This window comes from Streptomyces sp. NPDC001507 (assembly GCF_042894765.1).
Taxonomy (GTDB): domain Bacteria; phylum Actinomycetota; class Actinomycetes; order Streptomycetales; family Streptomycetaceae; genus Streptomyces.
Map to the genome: position 1 here is coordinate 214,104 of NZ_JBIAVV010000004.1, position 23,028 is coordinate 237,131.

A 23,028-nucleotide genomic window follows, 5' to 3' on the forward strand; every position below is an offset into this window, starting at 1 on the left:
CACTGACAACACGGCCTGCCGCGCCCGGGCGGAGCCGCAGCCGGTCCGCGTCACATCTCGAAGGTCACCGTGACCGGAGCGTGATCCGACCACCGCTCCCCATGGCTGGCCGCCCGCTCCACGACCGCCTTCACGGCGCGGGCCGCCAGCCCCGGGGTCGCCACGGCGAGATCGATGCGCCATCCCGAATCGTTCTCGAACGCCCGCCCCCGGTACGACCACCACGTGTACGGCCCCTCGACGTCCGGATGGAGGGCGCGTACGACGTCGACGTATCCGCCGTCGGCCGGGGCGAGGACCTTGCCGAGCCAGTCCCGTTCCTCCGGGAGGAAGCCGGAGTTCTTGGTGTTGCCTCGCCAGTTCTTCAGGTCGGCCCGCTGGTGGGCGATGTTCCAGTCGCCGCAGACGACGACCTCGCGGCCGTCGGCGGCGGCCCGTTCGCGCAGGTCCTTCAGATGGGCCAGGAACTCGCCCATGAACCGGTACTTCTCGTCCTGCCGCTCGGTGCCGACCTCGCCGGAGGGGAGGTAGAGGGAGGCGACGGTGACGCCGGGCAGGTCGGCCTCGACGTAGCGCCCGCTCGCGTCGAACTCGTCCGAGCCGAAGCCGACGCGCACCCGGTCCGGCTCACGCCGTGTGTAGAGGGAGACACCCGCGCGCCCCTTGGCGGCCGCGGGGGCGTGCAGCACGTGCCACCCGCCGGGCGCGCGCACCTCCTCGGGGAGCTGCTGCGGCTCGGCACGCACCTCCTGGAGGCAGAGCACGTCCGCGGAGGTCTCCGCGAGCCACTCCACGAAGCCCTTCTTCGCGGCGGCCCGCAGCCCGTTCACATTCACCGAGGTCACAGTCAGCACCAGGGCACGATACCGGCACACTGGACGGAGTCCGCTGTCCACCGCGTTCACCGCCCGCACGAATATACGATGCCTCACATGAATATACGTCCGGTCGCCTTCGACCACCCCGACGCCGTCAAGCTGAACGACGAGGTCCAGGCCGAGTACCAGCTGCGCTACGGCGACGGCGGCGACGCCACCGTCCTCGACACGGCCGACTTCGCACCGCCGAACGGCATCTACCTGATCGCGTACGACGAGTCCGACCGCCCGGTGGCCACCGGCGGCTGGCGCAGCCAGGACGCGAACGGCGAGGGCAACGAGGACGGCGACGCCGAGCTCAAGCGCATGTTCGTCATCGAGGCGATGCGCGGCCGCGGCCTCGCCCGCCGCATGCTCACGGCCCTGGAGGCCGACGCCCGCGCGGCCGGCCGCCTCCGCATGGTCCTGGAGACCGGCACCAAGCAGCCGGAGGCCATCGCCCTCTACACCTCCAGCGGCTACGAACCGTGCGTCAAGTTCGGCTACTACCGCCACCACGAGTCGAGCCGCTGCTTCGCGAAGGCCCTGCGGGCGGATCCGCCGGCCGGCCTGTAGCTCCCAGGGCTCAAGAGCGCCGGTGATACACCTTGTTGGCGATGCGCCAGCCGTCGTCACCGCGGTGCCGGCCGTCGGGTCGGGCCCGCCGGTGGCGGACGGGGGGTCAGCAGCTCGCGCTCGGCAGGGAAGCCGACGGGGCACCCGGGGCCAGGCGGCCCAGGGCTGAACAGCCAACCTGCCGACCCGGCATGGAGTGCGGCGCGGGCTGTGGTTCGCCGAGCCTCTCCCGGCTTCTCACTCCGGCGGGTTCGCGAAGGGCACGTGGCCGCCGCCGATCTCTGAGAGACGGTGCGGGCCGAGCGCGCCAAGCGGCACGCGACCCGGAAATCCGGGTTCTCGCATGGGGGAGTTCATGGTGGCGGCGCTGATCAGCGCGGTATTCACCGGCGCCGCCGTTGCAATGGGGCGCGATGCTCGGCGAGTTCATGGAGTTCGTCGGCGTGGGATCCGGACGACCGGCATTGTCGTCGGCATCCGGCAAACGACGGACGGTGGCGGGTACGCACAGCTGCACCCTCGGGTCCGGTACACGCTCCCGGACGGCCGAGAGGTCACGGGTGAGGGCGGAGCACGCTCGGTACGCACCCCACTGTCGGAAGGCGACAGAGCAGAGCTTCTCTACCGGCCGGACGATCCCGAGCGGATCATCCTGATCGCCTGCTCGGCGATCGCCTCCCTACTGCGATCCGCCTGCATCACATGATCCGCTGTGCACGGCGTACGTACTGATCCTGGTCCTCGGCGCGCGATCTGCCGGCTGCCGTACGACACGTCAAAGCCCCGGTCGGGATATCCCTACCGGGGCTTTGAGCTGCGTGGACCTGAGGGGATTTGAACCCCTGGCCCCCTCGATGCGAACGAGGTGCGCTACCGGACTGCGCCACAGGCCCTTGCAACGAGTGAAACTCTAGCATCCCCGTCGGGGTGCTTGGAAATCCGTTCCCTGACTGGTCAGGCGCGGGGTGCCGAGGCGCCCCGCGCCCTCGCCGTCACGTCATTCGTTGGCCGCGCGGGGGCGGTCGCCGTCCTCGTACTGGTCGAAGAGGGGCGTGCGTCCGCGTTCGCGTGCCCGGCGGGCGGAAGCCGCACGGCGGGCGTCGGTCCGGCCGTCGGCCGGTGCCGTGCTGCCGTCGGCGGACTCCGCCTCCTCCGCCTCGGCCTCGGGCGCCGCCGGCCTGGTCTCCTGCTCCGGCGCGACGGTGCTGGAGCGCGCCGAGCTCCACGCGTCCGGCGCCCCCAGGTCCACGTCGGAGGTGGCGCGCGGTGCGACCGGTGCGGTCACGTAGGTCGGCAGGGGCACCGGCACCGGGTCCCAGCTGTCCCCGTGCCCGGGACGCCGCTGCCGCTCGCGCTGCTGGTCGACCCACTCGGCGTGGTCGGTCTGCTCGACGAGGGCGCGCCGGTCGGCGGCGAGCGCGGACAGGCCGGGGTCGGTCCCGGTCGCTGGTCCCTCCTCCGGTTCGTCCGCGCCGACGCCCGCCGGGTCGAGGGGCGCGCGCCGGCGCGGCTGGCGCTCCCGCAACCGCTGCGCGGCGGCCTCGGCCTGACGCCGGTCCATCTGGTAGGCGAAGCGCCGGCGCTCCTGTGCCCGCAGGTAGGCGATGTAGGCGCTGAGCATGACGGCGGGCACGCCCGGTGCCCACAGGAACGCCAGTCCGCCGACCGCGGCGACGATCGCGCCCAGCGTGAAGGCGACGAAGAGCATGACGGTGGTGCGCCGGCGGCGGGCGAGCGCCTTCGAGCGCCGGGCGCGTTCCGCGGCCGCCTGTGCGGAGGGCGCGCGCCGAGGGGTCGGGATCTGTTTACGGGCGGGCACGGAGCCCGACTTGGGCGCAGGCGTGGGGGCGGATGCCGGGGCCGGTACGGATGGTGCGCCCGCCTGCCGGGGCGGCGCGGACGTGGCCGTCGGCGTGACCGTCCGGTCGCGCGCCGGTTCCTGGCGTCCGGGCGCCTCCGTCCCCCTCTCCGGCTGGACGTCCGCCCGGACCTGACGGCGGGTCGGAGGCATGGCGAAGGCCCGGACGTCCACCGAGTCGGTGGCGGCGTCCGGTTCACCGGCGTCCTGCTCCCCCTCCGAGGCGGAGCGCGCCCGCAGGTCCCTGGCGTACCGACGCTCCATCCCCGCCCGTCCGGACAGCAGCCGGATGGCGGTGCTGAAGCGTTCCGTCGGACGGGCCTCGTTCAGCTCGTCCTGCCTACGGAGCCACATCGGCACCAAGTAGGCGGCCCAGGCCCCGACAATGACTGCGTAGATGAGGCCGCTGCTGCTCACGCCTCACACGGTAGAGGGGTTTGCATGGGGCCATCTGCCAATTGCGCCGGTGTGTCGCACGATCTGGCTGATATTTCGAGCTTTTTTTGTGACCGATGCGATCAGTAGGCCGCCGGAGCCGCGAATTCAACGCCCCGAGATGGTCAAGAACCGATCAATTTCGAACACTCATTCAATTTGTTCGGCTAGCCGGGATTCCCTGGAGTGTTCTGCGGATTGCGGGGCACCTGCGGAGAAGTGCCGGGGCCCGTCGGGCCCGGCGCCTTTGCGGACGCGCTCTGGGAGCGTGCCCGCCGCCAGCGGCCGAGCAACCCCTCGGGCACCTCTTCCGCGGTGAGGGCGAAGACGAGGTGGTCGCGCCAGGCGCCGTCGATGTGGAGATAACGCGGCCGCAGCCCCTCCTCACGGAATCCGAGTTTCTCCACGACCCGGCGGCTGGGCCGGTTCTCGGGGCGAATGCAGACCTCGATGCGGTGCAGACCGACGGAGCGGAAACAGTGGTCCACGGCGAGCGCGACGGCCGTCGGCATCACCCCGCGGCCGGCCACCGACTGGTCCACCCAGTAGCCGACATGTCCCGAGCACATCGACCCCCAGGTGATCCCGGCGACCGTCAACTGCCCGACCAGGCGCCCCTGGTACTCGATGACGAACGGCAGCATGCGGCCGGCGTTCGCCTCGGACCGCAGGTGCCGGACCATCTGCCGGTAGGTCGGCCGGTGCGCGATCGGCCCGCTGGGCGTGGGCGGCGGGATGGTGGCCTCCCAGGGGCGCAGCCAGTCCCGGTTGCGCCGGTTGACCTCGCGCCAGGCCCGCTGGTCACGCACCCTTATGGGCCGGAGGACGACGTCGCCGTCCGCCAGCACGACGGGCCAGGACAGGCTGTTCAGCTCGCACCCCCACTGCTCGGCCCGGGGTGGTCGCCGCCGCGGATCTGGTCGACGGCGTGCGCCAGCAGCGGTTCCAGGACGGCGAGCCCGTCCCGCACCCCGCCGGTGGACCCCGGAAGGTTGACGATCAGTGTCCGGCCCGCCACCCCGGCCAGGCCCCGGGAGAGCGCGGCGGTGGGCACCTTCTCCCGTCCGAACGCCCGGACGGCCTCGGCGATGCCCGGCACCTCGTAGTCGAGCACCGCGCGGGTCGCCTCCGGCGTGCGGTCGGTGGGCGAGATCCCGGTGCCGCCGGTGGTGACGACGACGTCGTACCCCGCCTCGACCCCCGCGCGCAGCGCCGCCGCCACCGGTTCCCCGTCGGGCACGACCCGCGGCCCGTCCACGCTGAACCCGAGGCCCGCCAGGCCCGCCGCGACCAGCGGTCCGCCCCTGTCCTCGTAGACACCGGCGGCGGCCCGGTTGGAGGCGGTCACGACCAGCGCGCGATACGGCGCGCGCGGCACGCCACCGGCGGAGGGCCCGGCGTTCACGCCCGGCTCCAGTCGCCCGACTTCCCGCCCGTCTTCTCCTCCACGCGTACGTCCGTGATGACCGCTCCCTTGTCGACCGCCTTGACCATGTCGATCACCGTGAGCGCCGCGACGGAGACCGCCGTGAGCGCCTCCATCTCGACACCCGTGCGGTCCGTCGTCCGCACCGTGGCCAGGATCTCCACCGCGTCGTCCGCGACCGCCAGATCCAGTTTCACACCGGAGAGGGCCAAAGGGTGACACAGCGGGATCAGGTCCGGGGTGCGCTTGGCCCCCATGATCCCGGCGATGCGCGCGGTGGCGAGGGCGTCACCCTTCGGAACGCCCTCACCGCGCAGCAACGCGACCACGCGGGGCGAGACGAGGACCCGCCCGCTGGCGCGGGCGGTGCGTGCGGTCACGTCCTTGCCGGACACGTCGACCATGCGGGCGGCGCCGGCGTCGTCGAGGTGCGTCAGTCGGTCTGGCGCGGAGGGTCCGGGGGTGTCCCCCCGGAAGGGCTCAGTCATGCTGTGTGGCGCTCCCGGTCCTGGCCCGTCGCGGTGCGGCGCTCGGGCCTGCTGTGCGCGACACGGTACCGCCAAGTCGGCGCGCACCAGCGGGCAGGACCGCCCGGCGGACGGGTACACGTGCTTGGCGGGACGAACGGCGGACGCCCGCCGACCGAGCAGGACGACCGTCAGCCGATCAAGACGCCCGTCAGCCGAGCAGGACGACCTCGACGTCGGTGCCGGGCTCGACCGACTCCACGCCCTCGGGTACGACGATCAGCGCGTCGGCGTGCGCCAGTGCCGCGATCAGGTGCGAACCGGCGCCGCCCACGGCGGTCACCTCGCCGTCGGCGTACGCCCCGCGCAGGAACTGCCTGCGCCCCTTGGGCGAGCTCAGCGCCTTGCCCGCCCTGAGGGTGGCCGTGGTGCGCGGCCGGTGGACGTCGTCGAGGCCCATCAGGGTGCGGATGGCGGGGCGCACGAACAGCTCGAAGGAGACGTACGACGACACGGGGTTGCCCGGCAGCGCCAGCAGGGGTGTGTGGTCGGGGCCGATGGTGCCGAAGCCCTGGGGCTTGCCGGGCTGCATGGCGAGCTTGCGGAAGTCGATGCCGCTGCCCGGCTCGTCCTCGTCACCGACGTGCGCCAGGGCCTCCTTGACGACGTCGTACGCGCCCACGCTGACCCCGCCGGTGGTGACCAGCAGGTCGGCGCGGACGAGCTGGTCCTCGATGGTGGCGCGCAGGGTCTCGGCGTCGTCGACGACGGCGCCCACCCGGTAGGCGATGGCTCCCGCGTCCCGGGCGGCGGCGGTGAGGGCGAAGCTGTTGGAGTCGTAGATCTGGCCGCTGCCGAGCGCCTCGTCGGGCTGGACGAGTTCGCTGCCGGTGGACACGACGACCACGCGCGGGCGCGGGCGCACGCGTGCCGTGCCGCGGCCGATCGCGGCGAGCAGCGCGATCTGCGGCGGACCGAGGACGGTGCCGGCCGCCAGGGCGAGGTCGCCGGCCTTCACGTCGCTGCCGCGCGCGCGTACGTGCGCGCGTGCCTCGGCCGGCCGGTGCACGCGCACGTGCCCCTCGGCGCCCTCGGGCGCGAGGCTGCGCGCCCGCATCCCGGCGACCGGCCCCTCGCCGAGTCCTCCGTCGGTCCACTCGACGGGGACGACGGCCTCGGCGCCGGGCGGCAGCGGGGCGCCGGTCATGATGCGGACCGCCTGGCCGGGGCCCACCGGGGTCAGCTCGACCGCGCCCGCCGCGACGTCCCCGACGACCTCCAGGACGGCCGGGAACTCCTCGCTCGCGCCCGCCACGTCCGCGACCCGCACCGCGTACCCGTCCATGGAGCTGTTGTCGAACGGCGGCAGCGAGAGCGGCACCGTGACGTCGTCGACCAGGACGCAGCCCTGGGCGTCGAGGAGTTGCAGCTCGATGGGTTCCAGGGGGCGGACGGCGGTGAGGATGTCCTCCAGGTGCTCGTCCACCGACCACAGGTGGTCCGGGCCGGCGGGGCGGGTCGCGGTGCTGCTCAACTCTGCTGCATCTCCTCGGCTACGTAACTGCGAAGCCAGGTCCGGAAGTCCGGGCCCAGGTCTTCACGTTCGCACGCGAGCCGGACAATGGCACGCAGATAGTCGCCGCGGTCGCCGGTGTCATACCGGCGGCCCTTGAAGACGACGCCGTGCACGGGGCCGCCGGCCTTTTCGTCCTGGGCGAGCTGCTGGAGGGCGTCGGTGAGCTGGATCTCGCCGCCGCGGCCCGGCTCGGTGCGCCGCAGTATGTCGAAGACGTGCGGGTCGAGGACGTAGCGGCCGATCACCGCGTAGCTGGACGGGGCGTCCGCCGCGTCCGGCTTCTCGACCAGTCCTGTCACCTTCACGACGTCGCTGTCGGCGGTGGCTTCGACGGCCGCGGAGCCGTAGAGGTGGATCTGCTCCGGGTCGACCTCCATGAGCGCGATCACGCTGCCGCCGTGCTGCTCCTGGATCTCGATCATGCGCTGGAGCAGGGGGTCGCGCGGGTCGATCAGGTCGTCGCCGAGCAGGACGGCGAAGGGCTCGTGGCCCACGTGCGGGGCGGCGCAGAGCACGGCGTGGCCGAGGCCCCTGGGGTCGCCCTGGCGGACGTAGTGCATGGTGGCCAGGTCGCTGGACTCCTGCACCTTGGCGAGCCGGCCGGCGTCGCCCTTCTTCTGGAGCGCCGATTCCAGCTCGTAGTTGCGGTCGAAGTGGTCTTCGAGGGGACGCTTGTTGCGTCCGGTGATCATGAGGACGTCGTCGAGCCCCGCCGACACGGCCTCCTCGACCACGTACTGGATCGCCGGCTTGTCGACGACCGGCAGCATCTCCTTGGGAGTGGCCTTGGTGGCCGGCAGGAACCGGGTGCCGAGGCCTGCTGCGGGAATGACAGCCTTGCTGATCCTGGGGTGCGACTGAGTCATGTCCGCAACCTTATCCGGTGCCTTTATGGAGAATCTGAGGCTCCGGGCATTTGGTACTCATATGAGCGGACTGGAGAAGGATGCGGGACCGACCTGTGGAGCACGGTGGACCTGAGGCCGAGAGTGACAAGCGAATGTTGCGCCGGGAATTCCTCGGAGTGAGGAACAGGTTGACGGCGGATGTCGTCAGGGAGGCGGCCGACGCGCTGGCCGGGCACGCGCTGGAACTGCCCGAGTTGGCGCGTGCGCGCACGGTGGCGGCGTACGTCTCGGTCGGGAACGAGCCCGGCACGCTCGCGCTGCTGGACGCGCTGGTCACGCGGGGGGTGCGCGTGCTGCTCCCCGCGCTGCTGCCGGACCACGACCTGGACTGGGGCGCGTACGCCGGGGAGGGCTCCCTCGCCCGCGTCCAACACGGCGGGAAGATGGCGCTGTTCGAGCCCATCGGTGAACGACTCGGGCCGGACGCCGTGCTCGGTGCGGACGCCGTGCTGCTGCCGGGGCTCGCGGTGGACGCGCGCGGGATGCGGCTCGGGCGCGGTGGGGGGTCGTACGACCGGGTGCTGGCGCGTCTGGAGCGCGCGGGCGCGCGCCCGGCGCTTGTGGTGCTGCTGTACGACACGGAGGTCGTCGGGCGGGTGCCCGCCGAGGCGCACGACCTGCCGGTGCAGGCGGTGGTGACGCCGTCGGGGGTGCGCCGGTTCGCGAGCCCCTGAGCCGCTCGCCCGCCTCGCACGCGAAGCCGCTCTCGCGCGAGCCGCTCCCATGCGCGACGGCCCGCCACGCGTGCGTGGCGGGCCGTCGCGGCGGTGATCGTCGGGCTCAGGGCTTGAGGACGAGGGTGTCGCTGGTGCTCTTGTCGACCGCCTGGTCCGAGAACGACCAGGAGAGCAGTTCGCCGTCGGCCCATTTGCCGGTCTGGTCGGTGTAGTGGGCGCTGAAGGCGTGCCCCGAGGCTCCGGTGAGGTTGATCCACTTGGATTTGTCGAAGTCGTCGAGGTTGACGACCATCCGCATGGAGGGGACCCACACGACGCCGTAGCCGCCGGCGGCGTTCCAGCCGGTCGCGTCGACCGTGGCCTCGCCGCCGCTGAGCTTCCAGGGGCCGCGGTTGAGGATGTACTGGACGACGGCCGGGCCGTCGGTGCCCAGGGTCTGGTTCTTCAGGAACAGGCGGTGCAGCCGGCCCCAGCTCCAGGTGTCGATGTCCTTGCCGAGCTTGGCGGTCAGCTCCCAGCGGGCGTCGATCATGGCGCGCCTGAAGAGCTGGTCCATGTTGTCGGCCTTGGGGCGGTCACCCGCGCCGGCCGGCGTCTTCCACCAGTCGCTGTCCGGCTTGTTCATGAGGTTGCGGACCACCTCGAACCACCGGTCGCCGCCGTCCGGCTGGGCCTGGTCGGCGTCGCGCTCGCCGCACTCGCGCACCTTGGCGTCGTCGTCCACCGGACCGGTGCTGTCGATCTTGTCGACCCACAGGCACTGGCCCTTGACCCGCAGCTCCTTGGGCAGCTTGTTGCCGAAGGCGAGCTTGAGGATGTTGCGCCAGACCGAGTTGAAGTAGGCCGCGGCCGCCGAGTCGGCGTCCTGGGTGTAGTCCCAGCCCTCCAGGAGCTTCTGCGCCTCCCGGACGTCCTTGTCGTCGAGGTTGATCTTCAGCAGCTTGGGCACCAGCAGCTTGGCGATCTCGCTGCTGTTGTCCGTCTGCATCTGGCGCATGTCGTCGGTGGAGATCTTGCCGCCGTCCTTGATCTTCGACTCGATCAGGTCGGTGATGCGCTGGCTGCGGGTGCCGTAACCCCAGTCCGTGGTGAGCGTGTAGGGGTACTTGTCCTTGTCGATCACGGCCTGGTTGGCGGTGACGATGTAGCCACGCTTCGGGTTGTACTCGTAGGGCAGCTCGTCCTGCTTGATGAAGCCGGTCCACTTGTACTTGGAGTCCCAGCCCGGCGCCGGGATGGACCCGTCGTCCGCCGACGAGCGCGTGGGGATCCTGCCCGGCAGGGTGTAGCCGATGTTGTTCTTGGTGTCGGCGTAGACCAGGTTCTGCGAGGGCACGTCGAACTGGGCGGCCGCGTTCCGGAAGGAGTCCCAGTCGGACGCCTTGTCGATGGCGAAGACGGCGTCCATGGTGGTGCCCGGGTCGAGGGCCGTCCAGCGCAGGGCGATGCCGTAGCCGTCGCCGCGGTCGGGTGCGGCGGCGTCGACGGTGGCCTTCTTGCCGACCTCGACGAGTTCGTCGTCGCGGTCGGACAGCAGCGGCATGCCGTCCGCGGTCTGGCGCACGACGATCTTCTTGGGCTCGCCACCGGCGACCTTGATGGTCTCCGTGCGGGTCGTGAAGGGCTTGGTCTTGTCGTCGTACAGGTAGCCGTCGCCGGACAGCTTCTCCAGGTAGAGGTCGGTGACGTCGACCCCGGAGTTGGTCATGCCCCAGGCGATGTCGGCGTTGTGGCCGATGATCACGCCGGGCATGCCCGCGAAGGTGTAGCCGGTGACGTCGTACTGGCACTTGCTGGAGATCGTGGTGCAGTGCAGGCCCATCTGGTACCAGACGGACGGAAGTGACGCCGAAAGGTGCGGGTCGTTGGCGAGCAGCGGCTTGCCGGTGATGGTGTACTGGCCCCGGACGACCCAGGAGTTGGAGCCGATGCCCTGGCCGTTCACACCGACGGCGGTGGGGACGTCGTCCAGGACGTTGTAGAGGCTCTCCAGCTGGCTCGTGAGGGCCGAACCGGTGGACGAGGAGGTCGAGGTGCCGCTGGTGCCCGTCGAGGTCCCGGAGCCGCTCGTGGAGCCGCTCTGCTCGAACGTCTTGGTGAGCTTGTCGTACTGGCCCTCCTGGACGATCGGCTGGTTGCGGCTGTACGGGTAGTCCGGGTAGAGGTCCTTGATCTGCTGCGGGCCGAGCCGGCTGGTCATCAGCGCGCGGTCGATCTCGTCGTCCATGTTGCCGCGCAGGTCCCAGGCCATCGCCTTCAGCCAGGAGACCGAGTCGACGGGGGTCCACTGCTCGGGCTTGTAGTCGTTGACGAAACCGAGGGCCGCGTACTCCAGGGAGATGTCCTTGCCGTCCTTGCCCTGGAGGTAGGCGTTGACCCCCTTGGAGTAGGCCTGGAGGTACTTCTTCGTGGAGGCCGACAGCTTGGTGTCGTACTCCTCCTTCGCGACCCGGTCCCAGCCCATGGTGCGCAGGAACTCGTCGTTCTTCACCTGGCTCTTGCCGAACATCTCCGACAGGCGCCCGGAGGTCATGTGGCGGCGCACGTCCATCTCGTAGAACCTGTCCTGCGCCTGGACGTAGCCCTGTGCCATGAACAGGTCCTCGTCGGTGGAGGCGTAGATCTGCGGGATGCCGTAGCCGTCCCGCTTCACGGTCACGGGCCCGGAGAGGCCGTCCAGCGTGATCGAACCCTTGGTCTGCGGGAAGGACGCGCGGACCGTGCTGACCGACCAGTACGCCCCGTAGAAGACGCCACCGACGACGGCGAGGACGAGGACCAGCACGATCAGTCGGGCTCTGCGCCCCTTCTTCCTGCCGGACTTGCCAGGCATGTCACCCGTTGTGGCGGTGGTGTTGGGGGGCATCGCTGTCCTTGCTGTCCTAACGCGAGCGGCAGGCGGTCCTGGAGTGCTGGAGCAACCATAGGCGCAGGGCCCTACGCCACTTGACCCGGAGTAGGGAACCGGCGGGCACGGGCGTTCGATCTTGCCTCGGCAAGCGTCAAGAAAGCGTCAAGAGTTAGGTAAGGTAACGAAGTACTTGGGTGCGGGGTGCCGCACTCTCGGTCCTGTGTACGTGCGCTTCCGCGTCGCCCGCGTGTGAGCCAAGGAAGGGAACCGCCGCTGACTGTCCACCACCTCAACCAGCTTCTGCTCGTCTGCTCCCTGGTCCTGCTCGTCGCCGTCGCGGCCGTCCGGATCTCCTCGCGCAGCGGGCTCCCCAGCCTGCTCGTGTACCTGGGGATCGGCGTCCTCATGGGCCAGGACGGCATCGGGAACATCCACTTCAGCAATGCCGAGCTGACCCAGGTCATCGGGTACGCGGCCCTGGTCGTGATCCTGGCCGAGGGCGGTCTCGGCACGAAGTGGAAGGAGGTCGAACCCGTCCTGGCATCGGCCTCCGTGCTGGCCCTGGTCGGGGTCGGGGTGAGCGTCGGCGTCACCGCGGCGGGCGCGCACTACCTCGTCGGGCTGGAATGGCGGCAGGCGCTCATCATCGGGGCGGTGGTGTCCTCGACGGACGCGGCGGCGGTGTTCTCGGTGCTGCGGCGCATTCCGCTGCCCGCGCGCGTGACGGGCACGCTGGAGGCGGAGTCCGGCTTCAACGACGCCCCGGTGGTCATCCTGGTCGTCGCCTTCTCCAGCGCGCGCCCGGTCGAGCACTGGTACGTGCTGCTGGGCGAGATAGCCATGGAGCTGGCCATCGGCGCGGCTGTGGGCCTCGCGGCCGGCTGGCTCGGCGCCTGGGGGCTGAGACACGTCGCGCTGCCCGCCTCCGGGCTCTACCCGATCGCCGTGATGGCCATCGCGGTCACGGCCTACGCCGCCGGCGCGCTGGCGCACGGCAGCGGCTTCCTCGCGGTCTATCTGGCCTCCATGGTGCTCGGCAACGCCAAGCTGCCGCACTGGCCGGCCACCCGCGGTTTCGCCGAGGGACTCGGCTGGATCGCCCAGATCGGCATGTTCGTGCTGCTCGGCCTGCTGGTCACCCCACACGAGCTCGGCGACGACTTCCTGCCCGCGCTGATCATCGGGCTGGTGCTCACCATGGTGGCGCGGCCGCTGAGCGTGGTCGTCAGTCTCGCGCCCTTCCGGGTGCCCTGGGGGGAGCAGACCCTGATGTCCTGGGCCGGGCTGCGCGGCGCCGTGCCCATCATCCTGGCGACGATCCCCATGGTGAACGGCGTCGACACCAGCCACCGGATCTTCAACATCGTCTTCGTGCTGGTCGTCGTCTACACCCTCGTCCAGGGGCCGACCCTGCCCTGGCTGGCCCGCAGGCTGCGGCTCGGCGAGGGCCCCGAGGCGGCCGACCTCGGCATCGAGTCCGCGCCCCTGGAGCGGCTGCGCGGGCACCTGCTGTCCGTGTCGATCCCGGAGGGCTCCCGGATGCACGGCGTGGAGATCAACGAGCTGCGGCTGCCCGCCGGAGCCGCCGTCACCCTGGTCGTCCGCGAAGGAAAATCGTTTGTTCCGCTGCCCGCGACGGTGCTGCGGCGCGGGGACGAACTCCTCGTGGTCGCCACCGACCCGGTGCGGGACGCCGCGGAACGGCGGCTGCGCGCGGTCGGCCACGGGGGCAAGCTGGCGGGCTGGCTGGGCACGAACGGGACGGCGGGCGTGCGTTAAGGGCACGTTTCGGGTACTTCACACCTCGGGCAATCCCAGGTGAACGGGGGTCACGGTGCTCGTTTTCACAGGTGTACCGTGCCCTCCCCCCTGTACGATGAAAGCACCTGATCGAACCAACTCTGCCTGACGCAGAGCTGGCGCGACCGTATGGCGGCCGGAACGCTCTTCGCAGTGGATGCCGGTATCTACCGCAGTTCCGCGCAAGAGGACAGCTCTCGGCGCCGGCCCCCTTGTCCGGAGGGGCCGCGCTACCAGGTGGCAGAAAGGCACGGGCCGTGGCATCCACGGTCACCACCGAGCCGTCGGAGAACCCGGCGGCGCCGTCCCGCCCGGGATACGGACAGCTGCTGCGCACCCGCGGCGCCTGGACGTTCCTGCTCCCCGGTTTCGCGGCACGCCAGCCGTTCGCGATGCTCACCATCTCCATCGTGCTGCTCGTGCAGCACACCACCGGCTCGTACGGCGCGGCGGGCGCCGCCGCGGCCGTCACCGGCGTCTCCATGGCACTGTTCGCGCCCTACAGCGGCCGGCTGGCCGACCGCTACGGGCAGCGCGCGGTACTGGTCCCCGGTGTCCTCGTGCACACACTGTCGGGCCTCGCCCTGACGGCGCTCGCGCTGGCGCACGCGCCCCTGTGGGCCCTGTTCGCGGCGGCCGTGCCGACCGGCGCCTCGGTGCCGCAGATCGGCCCCATGGTGCGCGCCCGCTGGGGCGTCAAGCTCCAGGACTCCCCTCTGATGTCCACCGCCGCCGCCTTCGAGTCCGTCACCGACGAGCTCACCTTCGTCTTCGGCCCGCTGCTCGCCACCGCCCTGTGCACCACCGTGGCCCCGGCCGCCGGCCTGGTCACGGAGGCCGCGCTCACCCTCGCCGGCGGTCTGCTGTTCGCCGCCCGCAAGAGCACCCAGCCCCAGGTGACCGGCGCCGGCCACGCGCGCGTGCGGCACGCCTCGGCGCTGCGCGTCCCGGGCGTGCGCGTGCTGGTCGTCGCCTTCCTGGGTATCGGCTCCGTCTTCGGCGGCATGCAGGTCTCCCTCGCCGCGTTCACCGAGTCGATCGGCGAGCCGGGCCTGAACGGCGTCCTGTACGGCACCTTCGCCGCGGGGAACATGCTCTCCGGCATCGTCTGCGGCGCCCTCGCCTGGAAGGCCGCCCCGCACCGGCGCCTGGTCGTCGGCTACACGGCGCTCGCGCTGACCGCGTCGGCGCTGTGGACGTCCCACTCGGTGCTCGTCCTGGCCGGTCTCGGCCTGCTCGTCGGCATGTGCATCGCGCCCGCCCTGATCACCGGCTACACGCTGGTCGAGGGCCTGGTCCCGGCCGGCGCCCGCACGGAGGCGTTCACCTGGCTGACCGGCGCGGTGGCGCTCGGCCAGGCGGCCGCGGTCACGGTCGCGGGACAGCTGGAGGACCGGCTGTGGGGCGGCGCCGGGTTCCTGGTGCCGATGGCGGGCACCGTGCTCGCCCTGGCGACACTCCTGGCGCTGCGTTCGCGGCTCGTCACCCGGCCCCGGAACCGTACCGTCGCACGTGGCGTCGGTCACCGCGTACCGCTGACGGTGGACTGATCCTCAGGAATACGTCAGTATGGACCGTCGTTAGCACTCACTGAGTGAGAGTGCCAGGAGGAAGACAGTGCCGACCTACCAGTACCAGTGCACCGAGTGCGGCGAGGGCCTCGAGGCGGTGCAGAAGTTCACTGACGACGCCCTGACCGAGTGCCCCAACTGCGGTGGCCGCCTGAAGAAGGTGTTCTCCGCGGTCGGCATTGTCTTCAAGGGCTCGGGCTTCTACCGCAACGACAGCCGCGGCTCCTCGTCGAGCAGCAGCCCTGCGTCGAAGTCGTCCGGCTCCACGTCCTCGGGCACCTCGTCCGAGTCGAAGTCGTCCGACTCGAAGGCTTCCGACTCGAAGTCCTCGACGTCCTCGTCCGGCTCGGCCAGCAGCTCCGCCGCCTGAGACCTCACCCCCTCGGACCCCGCCGTCGAGCGACAGCGGGGTCCGGGGCGTTCCCCTACCCCGGCGCCCGCCCGCCGGGGCGGCCGGTCCGGGCGGGCGGCTAGTGTGCTGCGCATGGTGAACGCAGAGATCGGTGTAATCGGCGGTTCGGGCTTCTACTCGTTCCTCGACGACGTGACCGAGATCCAGGTCGACACGCCCTACGGGCCGCCCAGCGACTCCCTCTTCCTCGGCGAGATCGCCGGCCGCCGGGTCGCCTTCCTGCCCCGCCACGGACGCGGCCACCATCTGCCGCCGCACCGCATCAACTACCGGGCCAACCTCTGGGCACTGCGCTCCGTCGGCGTGCGCCAGGTGCTCGGCCCGTGCGCGGTGGGCGGTCTGCGCCCCGAGTACGGCCCGGGCACGCTGCTCGTGCCCGACCAGCTGGTGGACCGCACGAAGTCCCGGGCCCAGTCGTACTTCGACGGGCTGCCGCTGCCCGACGGCGCCGTGCCGAACGTGGTGCACGTCTCGCTCGCCGACCCCTACTGCCCCACCGGCCGGGCGGCGGCCCTGAAGGCGGCGCGCGGCCGGGACTGGGAGCCGGTGGACGGAGGCACGCTGGTCGTGGTCGAGGGGCCGCGCTTCTCGACCCGCGCCGAATCGCTCTGGCACCAGGCGCAGGGCTGGTCCGTGGTGGGCATGACCGGCCATCCCGAGGCGGCGCTCGCCCGTGAACTGGAGCTCTGCTACGCGTCGTTGACGCTGGTCACCGACCTGGACGCGGGCGCCGAGACCGGTGAGGGCGTCTCGCACGACGAGGTGCTGCAGGTGTTCGCCGCCAACGTGGACCGGCTGCGGGGCGTGCTGTTCGACGCGGTGGCGGCCCTGCCGGAGAACACGGCACGGGACTGCCTGTGCACGAACGCGCTCGGCGGCATGGACCCGGGGTTCGAGCTGCCGTAGGGCGTGCCCCGACGCGGGGGCTCTGCACAGGGCGGATACGGGCGGAACTCCTCGTTCGGGTGGCCGGGTTGTCCACAACCGGCCGGTGGTCCACCGGCTCCGGCGGGTTTCGGCGCGAGACCTCATCGTGGTCCCGCAAGCCGGTTCCTCGTCGCAGGTGGTGATCCCCGTGTCCGTTCCCCCGTCCCTGTCCCCCGCCTTCCCCCCTCCCCTCCGCGTCCCGCGCCCGCTGGGCACGGACGCCCCCGCCACCTGCGAGGTCCCGCACTTCGAACCGGTGCGGGTGCGCGGCGGGCGGTACCTGCTGGACCGGCTGCTGCGTCACCGCGCGCGGGCTCTCGCGGCCGGTCTCGCGGTCACGGCGGCAGCCCTCGTCGCGGCCGGCCCGCGCACCGCCCTCGACCCCCTGCGGACCGCGCCGCCCCGGGGCCACCCGGCCGTGACCTCTCCCACCCAGCCGGTACGACGGCACGCCGCGCCCGTGGACATGGTGACGGCACCGGTGCGGATCGCCGACGCGGCCACCGTCCGGCTGCTGCACCCCGGCGACCGGGTGGACGTCATCGCCGCCGGGGATCCCGCGGCGGGCGGGCAGGCCCGGGTGATCGCGCGCGGGGTGCGCGTGACAAGGCTGCCGGAACCGGTCGACGCGGCCGCGGAGAGCGGGGCACTGGTCGTGCTGTCGGTCCCGCGGGCCGCCGCGGCCCAACTGGTCGGCGCGAGCGCCACGGCCCGGCTGGCGGTGACCCTGTGTTGAACAGCCTGGGGCGATTTCCAGGACACTCTGTGCCAAGTCGCCCGATCGAGCTGCGGGATTGGGCCCGATGGCCGCACGGTGCCGTAGGTTGCGGAGCGCTTTGTTCCACAGCCTGTGCATGTGAGGAGAGTCCCCGAAGTGAGCACGAAGAAGGAACCGAGTGTCTGGCAGGGCTTCAAGGCCTTCCTGATGCGCGGGAACGTCGTCGATCTGGCAGTAGCGGTGGTCATCGGCGCCGCCTTCACGAACATCGTCAACTCGGTGGTGAAGGGGATCATCAACCCGCTGGTCGGCGCGATCGGCACGAAGAACCTCGACAGCTACAGCTCGTGTCTGAAGGACCCGTGCAAGCTGAACGCGGACGGCACGGTGAAGAGCGGCATTCCGATCATGTGGGGCGAGGTCCTGGGCGCCACTCTCTCCTTCGTGATCACCGCGGCGGTCGTGTACTTCCTGATGGTCCTGCCGATGGCGAAGTACCTGTCCCGGATGGAGGCCCGCCGCAGGGCGCGCGAGGGTACGCACGAGGTGGTCGAGGTGACCGAGCTGGAGGTGCTGAAGGAGATCCGCGACGCCCTGGTCGCGCAGCGCGGAAGCGGTCACAACCAGCGTTAGCGGCGCCGTCGCGGACGCTGCGGGCGGTCGCGCGGGCGGCTCAGAGGTGGTGGGGCGGCTTCTCGTCGAGGAACCGCTTGAGGTCGGCCGCGGAGTCGCCCTCCGGGCGGTCGCCCCAGCCGCGGTCGGTGTCGTCCGAGGACTGCCGGTCGAGCGGGTCGTCGAAGATCAGCGCGGGCTTCGGGTCGCGCGGCGCGGGCTCGGGGGCGGTGGTCATGTCTCAAGACTACGGCCCGGGCGGCTCGGGCCCGCCCGGGCCGCCCGGCGGCCCCGCCCGTGGTCCCGCCGTCCGCCGGGCCGCCTGCCCGCCTGCGGCTCCGTTCGCGAGCGGGTGCCCCTTTCTGCTGTGCTGGACGCATGACGTCGAGTTCCCCTCCGGCTCCCGCCCCACAGCACGTACCCCAGCACGTCCCCCAGCCCCTGCGGCCACTGCGCAGGCTGACCGCGCGCGGGCGCGAGGAGTCCCACCGGGTCTCCTCGCCACTCGAGCTCTTCTTCGACCTGTGCTTCGTGGTGGCCATCGCGCAGGCGGGCGCGGGACTGGTGCACGCGGTCGCCACGGGGCACGCGGGCGAGGGCGTCCTGAACTACGCGATGGTGTTCTTCGCCATCTGGTGGGCCTGGATGAACTTCACCTGGTTCGCTTCGGCCTACGACAACGACGACGCCCTCTACCGGGTCGTCACCCTGGTCCAGATCGCGGGTGTGCTGGTGCTGGCGGCCGGTGTCTCGCGGGCCTTCGCGGAACACGACTTCGCACTGGTCCTGATCGGTTACGTGATCATGCGGCTGGCGCTGGCCTCGCAGTGGCTGCGAGCCGCGCGGGAGGCCCGGGGGGCGGAGCGGGCCATGGCGCTCCGGTACGCGGGCGGGGTGCTGTTGTGCCAGGTCGGCTGGGTCGCTCTCGTGGTGCTGCCGGCGCACGCGCGCCCCTGGGTGTTCCTGGTGATGGGGATCGCCGAGCTGTGCGTGCCCGTGTACGCCGAGAAGGACCACAGCACCTCCTGGCACCCGCACCACATCGCCGAGCGGTTCGGGCTGTTCACGATCATCGTGCTCGGCGAGACGATCGCGGCGGCGACGGTCGCCGTGAAGTCGGCCGTGGGCGAGCACGACGCGTTGAGCGAGCTGCTGCCGATCGCGGCGGGCGGTCTGCTGATCGTCTTCTCGGCGTGGTGGATCTATTTCGTGGTTCCCATCCACGGCCACCTGCGGTCCAACCGCGAGTCCTTCCTGTGGGGTTACGGCCACTACCTGATCTTCGCGTCGGCGGCCTCGATCGGCGCGGGCATCGAGGTGACCGTCGAGGAGGCGGTCGGCAAGGCGCACATCTCGACGACGGCCGCGTCGGCGGCGGTGACCGTGCCGACGGCGCTGTACCTGCTGACCGTGTGGGCGCTGCACTCGCGGCACTTCAAGGTGGGGCTCGCCCAGCAGCTGATGCTGCCGGTGACGGCGCTGCTGGTGGTGTGCTGCACGTTCCTGGGCGACTGGGCGGTACCGGCGGCGGGCTTCGTGTCGGCGCTGGCGGTGGCGACCGGGACGGCGCTGACGGCGCGCGCGGCCGCCGAGCGCCCGGTGAACGCCACCGCGGACGCCTCCTGACCGGCCCGGAAGGGCGTGGAGCTGGGCCAGACTTGCCGTCATGACAGTTGACGCATTGACGGACGTGGCCGGACTGCGGGTGGGACATGCGACCCGCGCCGGCGACGGCTGGCTCACCGGCACCACGGTGGTCCTCGCTCCCGAGGGCGGCGCGGTCGCCGCCGTCGACGTACGCGGCGGCGGTCCGGGCACCAAGGAGACGGACGCGCTCGATCCGCGCAACGTGGTGCAGCGCGCAGAGGCGATCGTGCTCACGGGCGGCAGCGCGTACGGGCTCGACGCGGCGTCCGGGGTGATGGCCTGGCTGGAGGAGCGGGGGCGCGGGGTGCGGGTGGGGCCGGATCCGGCGCACGTCGTGCCGGTGGTGCCCGCCGCCTGCGTCTTCGATCTGGGGCGCGGCGGGAGCTTCGGGGCGCGGCCGGACGCGGCGCTGGGGCGTGCGGCGGCGGAGGCGGCCGGGGCGAGCCTGCCGGGGGCCCCGGTGCGGGAGGGGTGTGTGGGAGCCGGTGCGGGCGCCGTGGCCGGGGGGCTGAAGGGCGGGATCGGCAGCGCGAGCGTCGTGCTGGACTCCGGAATCACGGTGGGCGCGCTGGTGGTCGCCAACCCGGCCGGAGCGGTGGTGCAGCCGGAGACGGGTGCGTTGTACGGGGAGTTGTTCCAGGGGCGGGTGGAGTATCCCGAGGCCGGTGTGCACGAGGCCGCGCGCAGCCGGCTCGCGGAGGCCGCCGTCAAGAACGCGCCCCCGCTGCTCAACACCACGCTCGCGGTGGTCGCGACCGATGCCGGACTCTCCAAGGCGCAGGCGCAGAAGCTGGCCGGGACGGCGCACGACGGGATCGCGCGCGCCGTCCGGCCGGTGCACCTGCTCAATGACGGGGACACGGTGTTCGCGCTGGCGACCGGGGTGCGGCCGCTGGACGAGCACCCGCTCGCGCTCAACGAGATCCTCGCGGCCGGCGCGGACCTGGTGACCCGCGCGATCGTTCGGGCGGTAAAGGCCGCCGAGTCGGTGGACGGGCCGGGCGGGGTGTGGCCGTCGTACGGGGAGTTGTACGGGGCGCGCTGACCACGGCCACGGCCGGGGCGCGCCCGGAACCTTGCGCGTAGCTGTCGATTGTCCTGGTTCTGTCACGTGATGGCGTTCGCGGGCGCCGGAGGGAACCCCGAGGGGGGCCTTCGGCCTCTTTCTCCACGCACTGGAGCGGATCACGCACATCACAAGAACTCACACGAACCTGGAGCAGCCCGTGACAACGCCGGACATCGCAGCGCGGCGCGCACTGGGGGCCTGTGCCGCCCTGTTGGTCGGCGCCCTCACCCTCACCGCCTGCGGCGGCAACGCCAGCGCCGACGCCAAGAGCGACGGCGCCAAGGGCGGGCAGGACAGCGCCGCGAAGACGTCGACCGCGAAGATCGTGATCTCGGCGAAGGACGGTTCGACCGGCGCGTCCATCAACACGACCGGCGTGCAGGTCAGCGACGGAAGGCTGACCGACGTCAAGATGACCGTGGCGGGATCGGGGCAGGCCGTGGACGGCAACCTCTCGGCGGACGGCGGCAGCTGGAAGCCGAAGGAGCAGCTGGAGCGCGGCACGAAGTACGAGATATCGGCGACCGCCAAGGACTCCAGGGGGCTCACGGCGGCGGCCAACTCCATCTTCACCACCGTCGACTCGGCGAACAGCTACATCGGCACGTACACGCCGGACAACGGGACGACGGTCGGCGTGGGGATGCCGGTGTCGTTCAACTTCGACAAGGTCATCACCGACAAGAAGGCCGTGCAGTCGCACATCACGGTGAGCTCCAGCAGCGGCCAGCAGGTGGTGGGGCACTGGTTCGGTGCGCAGCGCCTGGACTTCCGGCCGCAGGACTACTGGAAGGCCGGTTCCAAGGTCACGATGAAGATCGACCTGGACGGCGTCGAGGGCGCGAACGGCGTCTACGGGGTGCAGAAGAAGACGGTGACCTTCACCGTCGGCCGTTCGCAGGTCTCCACGGTGGACGCGAACACGCAGACCATGACCGTGATGCGGGACGGCAAGCTCCTCAAGTCGGTGCCGGTGTCCACGGGCAGCCCCGAGCACACGACGTACAACGGGCAGATGGTGATCTCCGAGAAGTTCACCCAGACCCGGATGAACAGCCAGACGGTCGGCCTGGGCGGGGAGTACGACATCCCGGACGTGCCGCACGCGATGCGGCTGACGACGTCGGGGACGTTCATCCACGGCAACTACTGGTACAGCAAGGGCAACCCGCCGTTCGGGCACGAGGGCACCAGCCACGGCTGCGTGGGCATGGCGGACGTCCAGGGCGCACAGGGCGACACGACGGCCAAGTGGTTCTACGACAACTCGCTGATCGGGGACGTCGTGATCGTGAAGAACTCCCCCGACAAGACCGTGCAGCCGGACAACGGGCTCAACGGGTGGAACCTGTCGTGGAGCGAGTGGACCGCCGGAAGTGCCGTCTGACCGGCACCTTTTGACTGATCGTCGGGCCGCGCGGGAACTTTTCGCGCGGCCCGCGCGTTTTCCCGGCGTACGTTTTCTCGGTTCCCGGACATGATGTCCGATCGAGGGGCTACGGTATGCACCCACAAGGTGACATGCAGCAACGCCGGGAGAAACCTTGAGCGTTCCGTACGAGACGGCAGCGTACGAACCAGCCGAGTCGCCCGAGTCTCCGGAGGAGCACCTCGCGCGGCTCCTCGGCCGTGCCCTGAACTCCTTCGAACTGCCGGACGAGGCCATAAGGCAGCTGGACTGCGCGCTCGCGCACGACAGTTCGCTGCACTCCGCGCACCACAGCGCGGGGCTGCACCGGGAGACGTACCGGCACACCTGGCTGCTGGCCGACGGCTCCGCGGTCACGCTGTGGGAGCTGGTGCACAACACGGTGCCGGGCAGTGACCCGCAGCACGAGGTGTACGTCGACGAGGAGGAACTGCGGGCCGCGACCGCGCGGCTGCCGCTGCCGCCGGACGCCCCGGACTTCGAGCTGCCGGTGCTGGTGACGCTGGCGCCGGTCCCGGAGTCCAGGCACGTGTACGTGCCGGACGACTCGGCGGACCACGCGCGCCGGCTGCTGCGCCGCGCGGAGAACCCCGACAAGCCCGACGGGGAGACGGCGGAGGCGTTGTCGACGGCGTTCGCGCACCAGATCACCCAGGCGTTCGGACGGCCGGGGCGGGCGGGCCGGCCGGGCCTGGTCTTCTCGCTCTACGAGCACGCGTTCCTGCTGCGGGACGGCCGGGAGCTGGCGCTGTGGGAGGTCGAGCACACGGCGACGCCGGACGGCCGGCACATGTGCGAGGTGTACCCGTCGGAGAAGGCGGCCAGGGACGCGATGGAGCGGCGGGCGGCGCGGCAGAGGTAGCCCGCTCTCCCGTGCCGGGAGGCTCAGCGGCCGCTCAGGCGTCGCACCAGGCCCGCGAAGGCGTCCTGCTCCGCGGGGGTCAGTTCGACGGCTTCGCGGGGCGGAGCGGGCTCGTGCTGGTGCGGGAAGGCGGGCAGGGCGTGTGCTGCATGCCAGGCGAGGGCTTCGCGGCGGTTGCGGCGCAGCAGGCGCGTCACGACGGCCGCCCAGGCGACGGTAGCCAGGGTGAGCGCGGCCATGCCGATCAGCTGGAGGGACGATACGTGCGCGGGCATACGCCCCAGTACACACCACGGTCCGGGACTTTGGTCCCGGACCGTGACGTATCTCGCAGGTGCCGTGAACAACTC

The 23,028-nt window shown here is 71.5% G+C and carries 23 protein-coding genes and 1 tRNA gene; 13 read left to right on the forward strand and 11 right to left on the reverse strand.

What is annotated here, in order from left to right:
- Nucleotides 1–50: 50 nt before the first annotated feature.
- Nucleotides 51–875: an exodeoxyribonuclease III gene (locus ACFY0K_RS14770; RefSeq protein WP_390640146.1), complete on the reverse strand. Its 825-nt coding sequence runs from the start codon at nt 873–875 to the stop codon at nt 51–53.
- 57 nt (nt 876–932) lie between these two features.
- Between ACFY0K_RS14770 and ACFY0K_RS14775 the strand changes: the two genes are divergently transcribed.
- Nucleotides 933–1,433 (forward strand): GNAT family N-acetyltransferase, encoded by a 501-nt coding sequence (locus ACFY0K_RS14775; protein ID WP_390640147.1) that lies wholly within the window; start codon nt 933–935, stop codon nt 1,431–1,433.
- Between the two features lie 355 nt (nt 1,434–1,788).
- Nucleotides 1,789–2,139 carry a DUF3592 domain-containing protein gene (locus ACFY0K_RS14780; RefSeq protein ID WP_390640522.1) on the forward strand — a complete coding sequence of 117 codons (351 nt, stop codon included), beginning with the start codon at nt 1,789–1,791 and terminating at the stop codon, nt 2,137–2,139.
- A gap of 113 nt (nt 2,140–2,252) precedes the next feature.
- Here ACFY0K_RS14780 and ACFY0K_RS14785 read toward each other — a convergent pair.
- From ACFY0K_RS14785 to galU, 7 genes are all read right to left on the reverse strand, one after another.
- A tRNA-Ala gene (locus ACFY0K_RS14785) sits at nt 2,253–2,326 on the reverse strand.
- Between the two features lie 104 nt (nt 2,327–2,430).
- Complete coding sequence (glpR, locus tag ACFY0K_RS14790; RefSeq protein ID WP_390640148.1) at nt 2,431–3,708, reverse strand: gephyrin-like molybdotransferase receptor GlpR; 1,278 nt, start codon at nt 3,706–3,708, stop codon at nt 2,431–2,433.
- A gap of 185 nt (nt 3,709–3,893) precedes the next feature.
- A complete protein-coding gene (locus ACFY0K_RS14795; protein ID WP_390640149.1) occupies nt 3,894–4,574 on the reverse strand; it encodes a GNAT family N-acetyltransferase in 681 nt (226 codons plus the stop codon).
- Nucleotides 4,575–4,594: 20 nt separating this feature from the next.
- Complete coding sequence (locus ACFY0K_RS14800; protein WP_352365827.1) at nt 4,595–5,131, reverse strand: MogA/MoaB family molybdenum cofactor biosynthesis protein; 537 nt, start codon at nt 5,129–5,131, stop codon at nt 4,595–4,597.
- Nucleotides 5,128–5,640: a cyclic pyranopterin monophosphate synthase MoaC gene (moaC, locus tag ACFY0K_RS14805; protein WP_351957246.1), complete on the reverse strand. Its 513-nt coding sequence runs from the start codon at nt 5,638–5,640 to the stop codon at nt 5,128–5,130. The genes ACFY0K_RS14800 and moaC overlap by 4 nt, the downstream gene beginning before the upstream one ends.
- A 190-nt stretch (nt 5,641–5,830) precedes the next feature.
- Nucleotides 5,831–7,153, reverse strand: a complete 1,323-nt coding sequence (gene glp / locus ACFY0K_RS14810; protein WP_390640150.1) for a gephyrin-like molybdotransferase Glp — start codon at nt 7,151–7,153, stop codon at nt 5,831–5,833.
- Entirely contained in the window at nt 7,150–8,061 is a 912-nt protein-coding gene (gene galU / locus ACFY0K_RS14815; protein ID WP_390640151.1) for a UTP--glucose-1-phosphate uridylyltransferase GalU, read from the reverse strand. The genes glp and galU overlap by 4 nt, the downstream gene beginning before the upstream one ends.
- 134 nt (nt 8,062–8,195) lie before the next feature.
- Between galU and ACFY0K_RS14820 the strand changes: the two genes are divergently transcribed.
- Nucleotides 8,196–8,777, forward strand: a complete 582-nt coding sequence (locus tag ACFY0K_RS14820; RefSeq protein ID WP_390640152.1) for a 5-formyltetrahydrofolate cyclo-ligase — start codon at nt 8,196–8,198, stop codon at nt 8,775–8,777.
- Between the two features lie 106 nt (nt 8,778–8,883).
- On the opposite strand, the gene ACFY0K_RS14825 is transcribed toward ACFY0K_RS14820, so the two are convergent.
- Nucleotides 8,884–11,646 (reverse strand): penicillin acylase family protein, encoded by a 2,763-nt coding sequence (locus ACFY0K_RS14825; protein WP_390640153.1) that lies wholly within the window; start codon nt 11,644–11,646, stop codon nt 8,884–8,886.
- Between the two features lie 234 nt (nt 11,647–11,880).
- On the opposite strand from ACFY0K_RS14825, the gene ACFY0K_RS14830 reads away from it, so the two are divergent.
- The 6 genes from ACFY0K_RS14830 (at nt 11,881) to mscL (ending at nt 17,692) form a co-directional block, all read left to right on the forward strand.
- A complete protein-coding gene (locus ACFY0K_RS14830) occupies nt 11,881–13,410 on the forward strand; it encodes a potassium/proton antiporter (protein WP_388603404.1) in 1,530 nt (509 codons plus the stop codon).
- Between the two features lie 278 nt (nt 13,411–13,688).
- Entirely contained in the window at nt 13,689–14,981 is a 1,293-nt protein-coding gene (locus tag ACFY0K_RS14835; protein WP_390640154.1) for an MFS transporter, read from the forward strand.
- Nucleotides 14,982–15,048: 67 nt separating this feature from the next.
- On the forward strand, nt 15,049–15,372 hold the full coding sequence (locus ACFY0K_RS14840) for an FmdB family zinc ribbon protein (protein WP_390640155.1): 324 nt from the start codon (nt 15,049–15,051) through the stop codon (nt 15,370–15,372).
- Between the two features lie 114 nt (nt 15,373–15,486).
- Nucleotides 15,487–16,320: an S-methyl-5'-thioadenosine phosphorylase gene (locus tag ACFY0K_RS14845; RefSeq protein ID WP_351957238.1), complete on the forward strand. Its 834-nt coding sequence runs from the start codon at nt 15,487–15,489 to the stop codon at nt 16,318–16,320.
- Nucleotides 16,321–16,489: 169 nt separating this feature from the next.
- On the forward strand, nt 16,490–17,077 hold the full coding sequence (locus ACFY0K_RS14850) for a hypothetical protein (protein WP_390640156.1): 588 nt from the start codon (nt 16,490–16,492) through the stop codon (nt 17,075–17,077).
- 138 nt (nt 17,078–17,215) lie between these two features.
- Nucleotides 17,216–17,692, forward strand: a complete 477-nt coding sequence (gene mscL / locus ACFY0K_RS14855; RefSeq protein ID WP_390640157.1) for a large conductance mechanosensitive channel protein MscL — start codon at nt 17,216–17,218, stop codon at nt 17,690–17,692.
- Nucleotides 17,693–17,732: 40 nt separating this feature from the next.
- Here the strand turns inward: mscL and ACFY0K_RS14860 are convergent, their stop codons facing one another.
- Nucleotides 17,733–17,909, reverse strand: coding sequence for a hypothetical protein (locus ACFY0K_RS14860; protein WP_351957236.1), 177 nt, complete (start codon nt 17,907–17,909; stop codon nt 17,733–17,735).
- Nucleotides 17,910–18,049: 140 nt separating this feature from the next.
- Between ACFY0K_RS14860 and ACFY0K_RS14865 the strand changes: the two genes are divergently transcribed.
- The 4 genes from ACFY0K_RS14865 (at nt 18,050) to ACFY0K_RS14880 (ending at nt 22,678) form a co-directional block, all read left to right on the forward strand.
- Entirely contained in the window at nt 18,050–19,297 is a 1,248-nt protein-coding gene (locus tag ACFY0K_RS14865; RefSeq protein WP_390640158.1) for a low temperature requirement protein A, read from the forward strand.
- Between the two features lie 40 nt (nt 19,298–19,337).
- Nucleotides 19,338–20,363: a P1 family peptidase gene (locus ACFY0K_RS14870; RefSeq protein WP_390640159.1), complete on the forward strand. Its 1,026-nt coding sequence runs from the start codon at nt 19,338–19,340 to the stop codon at nt 20,361–20,363.
- Between the two features lie 181 nt (nt 20,364–20,544).
- The gene (locus tag ACFY0K_RS14875) at nt 20,545–21,774 is read left to right on the forward strand and encodes an Ig-like domain-containing protein (protein WP_390640160.1); all 1,230 of its coding nucleotides are present in this window, start codon (nt 20,545–20,547) and stop codon (nt 21,772–21,774) included.
- Nucleotides 21,775–21,931: 157 nt separating this feature from the next.
- Entirely contained in the window at nt 21,932–22,678 is a 747-nt protein-coding gene (locus tag ACFY0K_RS14880; protein ID WP_390640161.1) for a DUF6227 family protein, read from the forward strand.
- A gap of 23 nt (nt 22,679–22,701) precedes the next feature.
- Here ACFY0K_RS14880 and ACFY0K_RS14885 read toward each other — a convergent pair whose 3' ends face one another.
- The gene (locus ACFY0K_RS14885) at nt 22,702–22,953 is read right to left on the reverse strand and encodes a hypothetical protein (RefSeq protein ID WP_390640162.1); all 252 of its coding nucleotides are present in this window, start codon (nt 22,951–22,953) and stop codon (nt 22,702–22,704) included.
- Nucleotides 22,954–23,028: the final 75 nt, after the last annotated feature.

What these genes read in the sequence shown, in the direction of transcription:
- ACFY0K_RS14775 (WP_390640147.1), top strand. Translation starts at nt 933, where the DNA reads ATGAATATACGTCCGGTCGCCTTCGACCACCCCGACGCCGTCAAGCTG.
- ACFY0K_RS14780 (WP_390640522.1), top strand. Translation starts at nt 1,789, where the DNA reads ATGGTGGCGGCGCTGATCAGCGCGGTATTCACCGGCGCCGCCGTTGCA.
- moaC (WP_351957246.1), bottom strand. Translation starts at nt 5,640, where the DNA reads ATGACTGAGCCCTTCCGGGGGGACACCCCCGGACCCTCCGCGCCAGAC.
- galU (WP_390640151.1), bottom strand. Translation starts at nt 8,061, where the DNA reads ATGACTCAGTCGCACCCCAGGATCAGCAAGGCTGTCATTCCCGCAGCA.
- ACFY0K_RS14820 (WP_390640152.1), top strand. Translation starts at nt 8,196, where the DNA reads ATGTTGCGCCGGGAATTCCTCGGAGTGAGGAACAGGTTGACGGCGGAT.
- ACFY0K_RS14825 (WP_390640153.1), bottom strand. Translation starts at nt 11,646, where the DNA reads ATGCCCCCCAACACCACCGCCACAACGGGTGACATGCCTGGCAAGTCC.
- ACFY0K_RS14845 (WP_351957238.1), top strand. Translation starts at nt 15,487, where the DNA reads ATGGTGAACGCAGAGATCGGTGTAATCGGCGGTTCGGGCTTCTACTCG.
- ACFY0K_RS14860 (WP_351957236.1), bottom strand. Translation starts at nt 17,909, where the DNA reads ATGACCACCGCCCCCGAGCCCGCGCCGCGCGACCCGAAGCCCGCGCTG.
- ACFY0K_RS14865 (WP_390640158.1), top strand. Translation starts at nt 18,050, where the DNA reads ATGACGTCGAGTTCCCCTCCGGCTCCCGCCCCACAGCACGTACCCCAG.
- ACFY0K_RS14870 (WP_390640159.1), top strand. Translation starts at nt 19,338, where the DNA reads ATGACAGTTGACGCATTGACGGACGTGGCCGGACTGCGGGTGGGACAT.
- ACFY0K_RS14885 (WP_390640162.1), bottom strand. Translation starts at nt 22,953, where the DNA reads ATGCCCGCGCACGTATCGTCCCTCCAGCTGATCGGCATGGCCGCGCTC.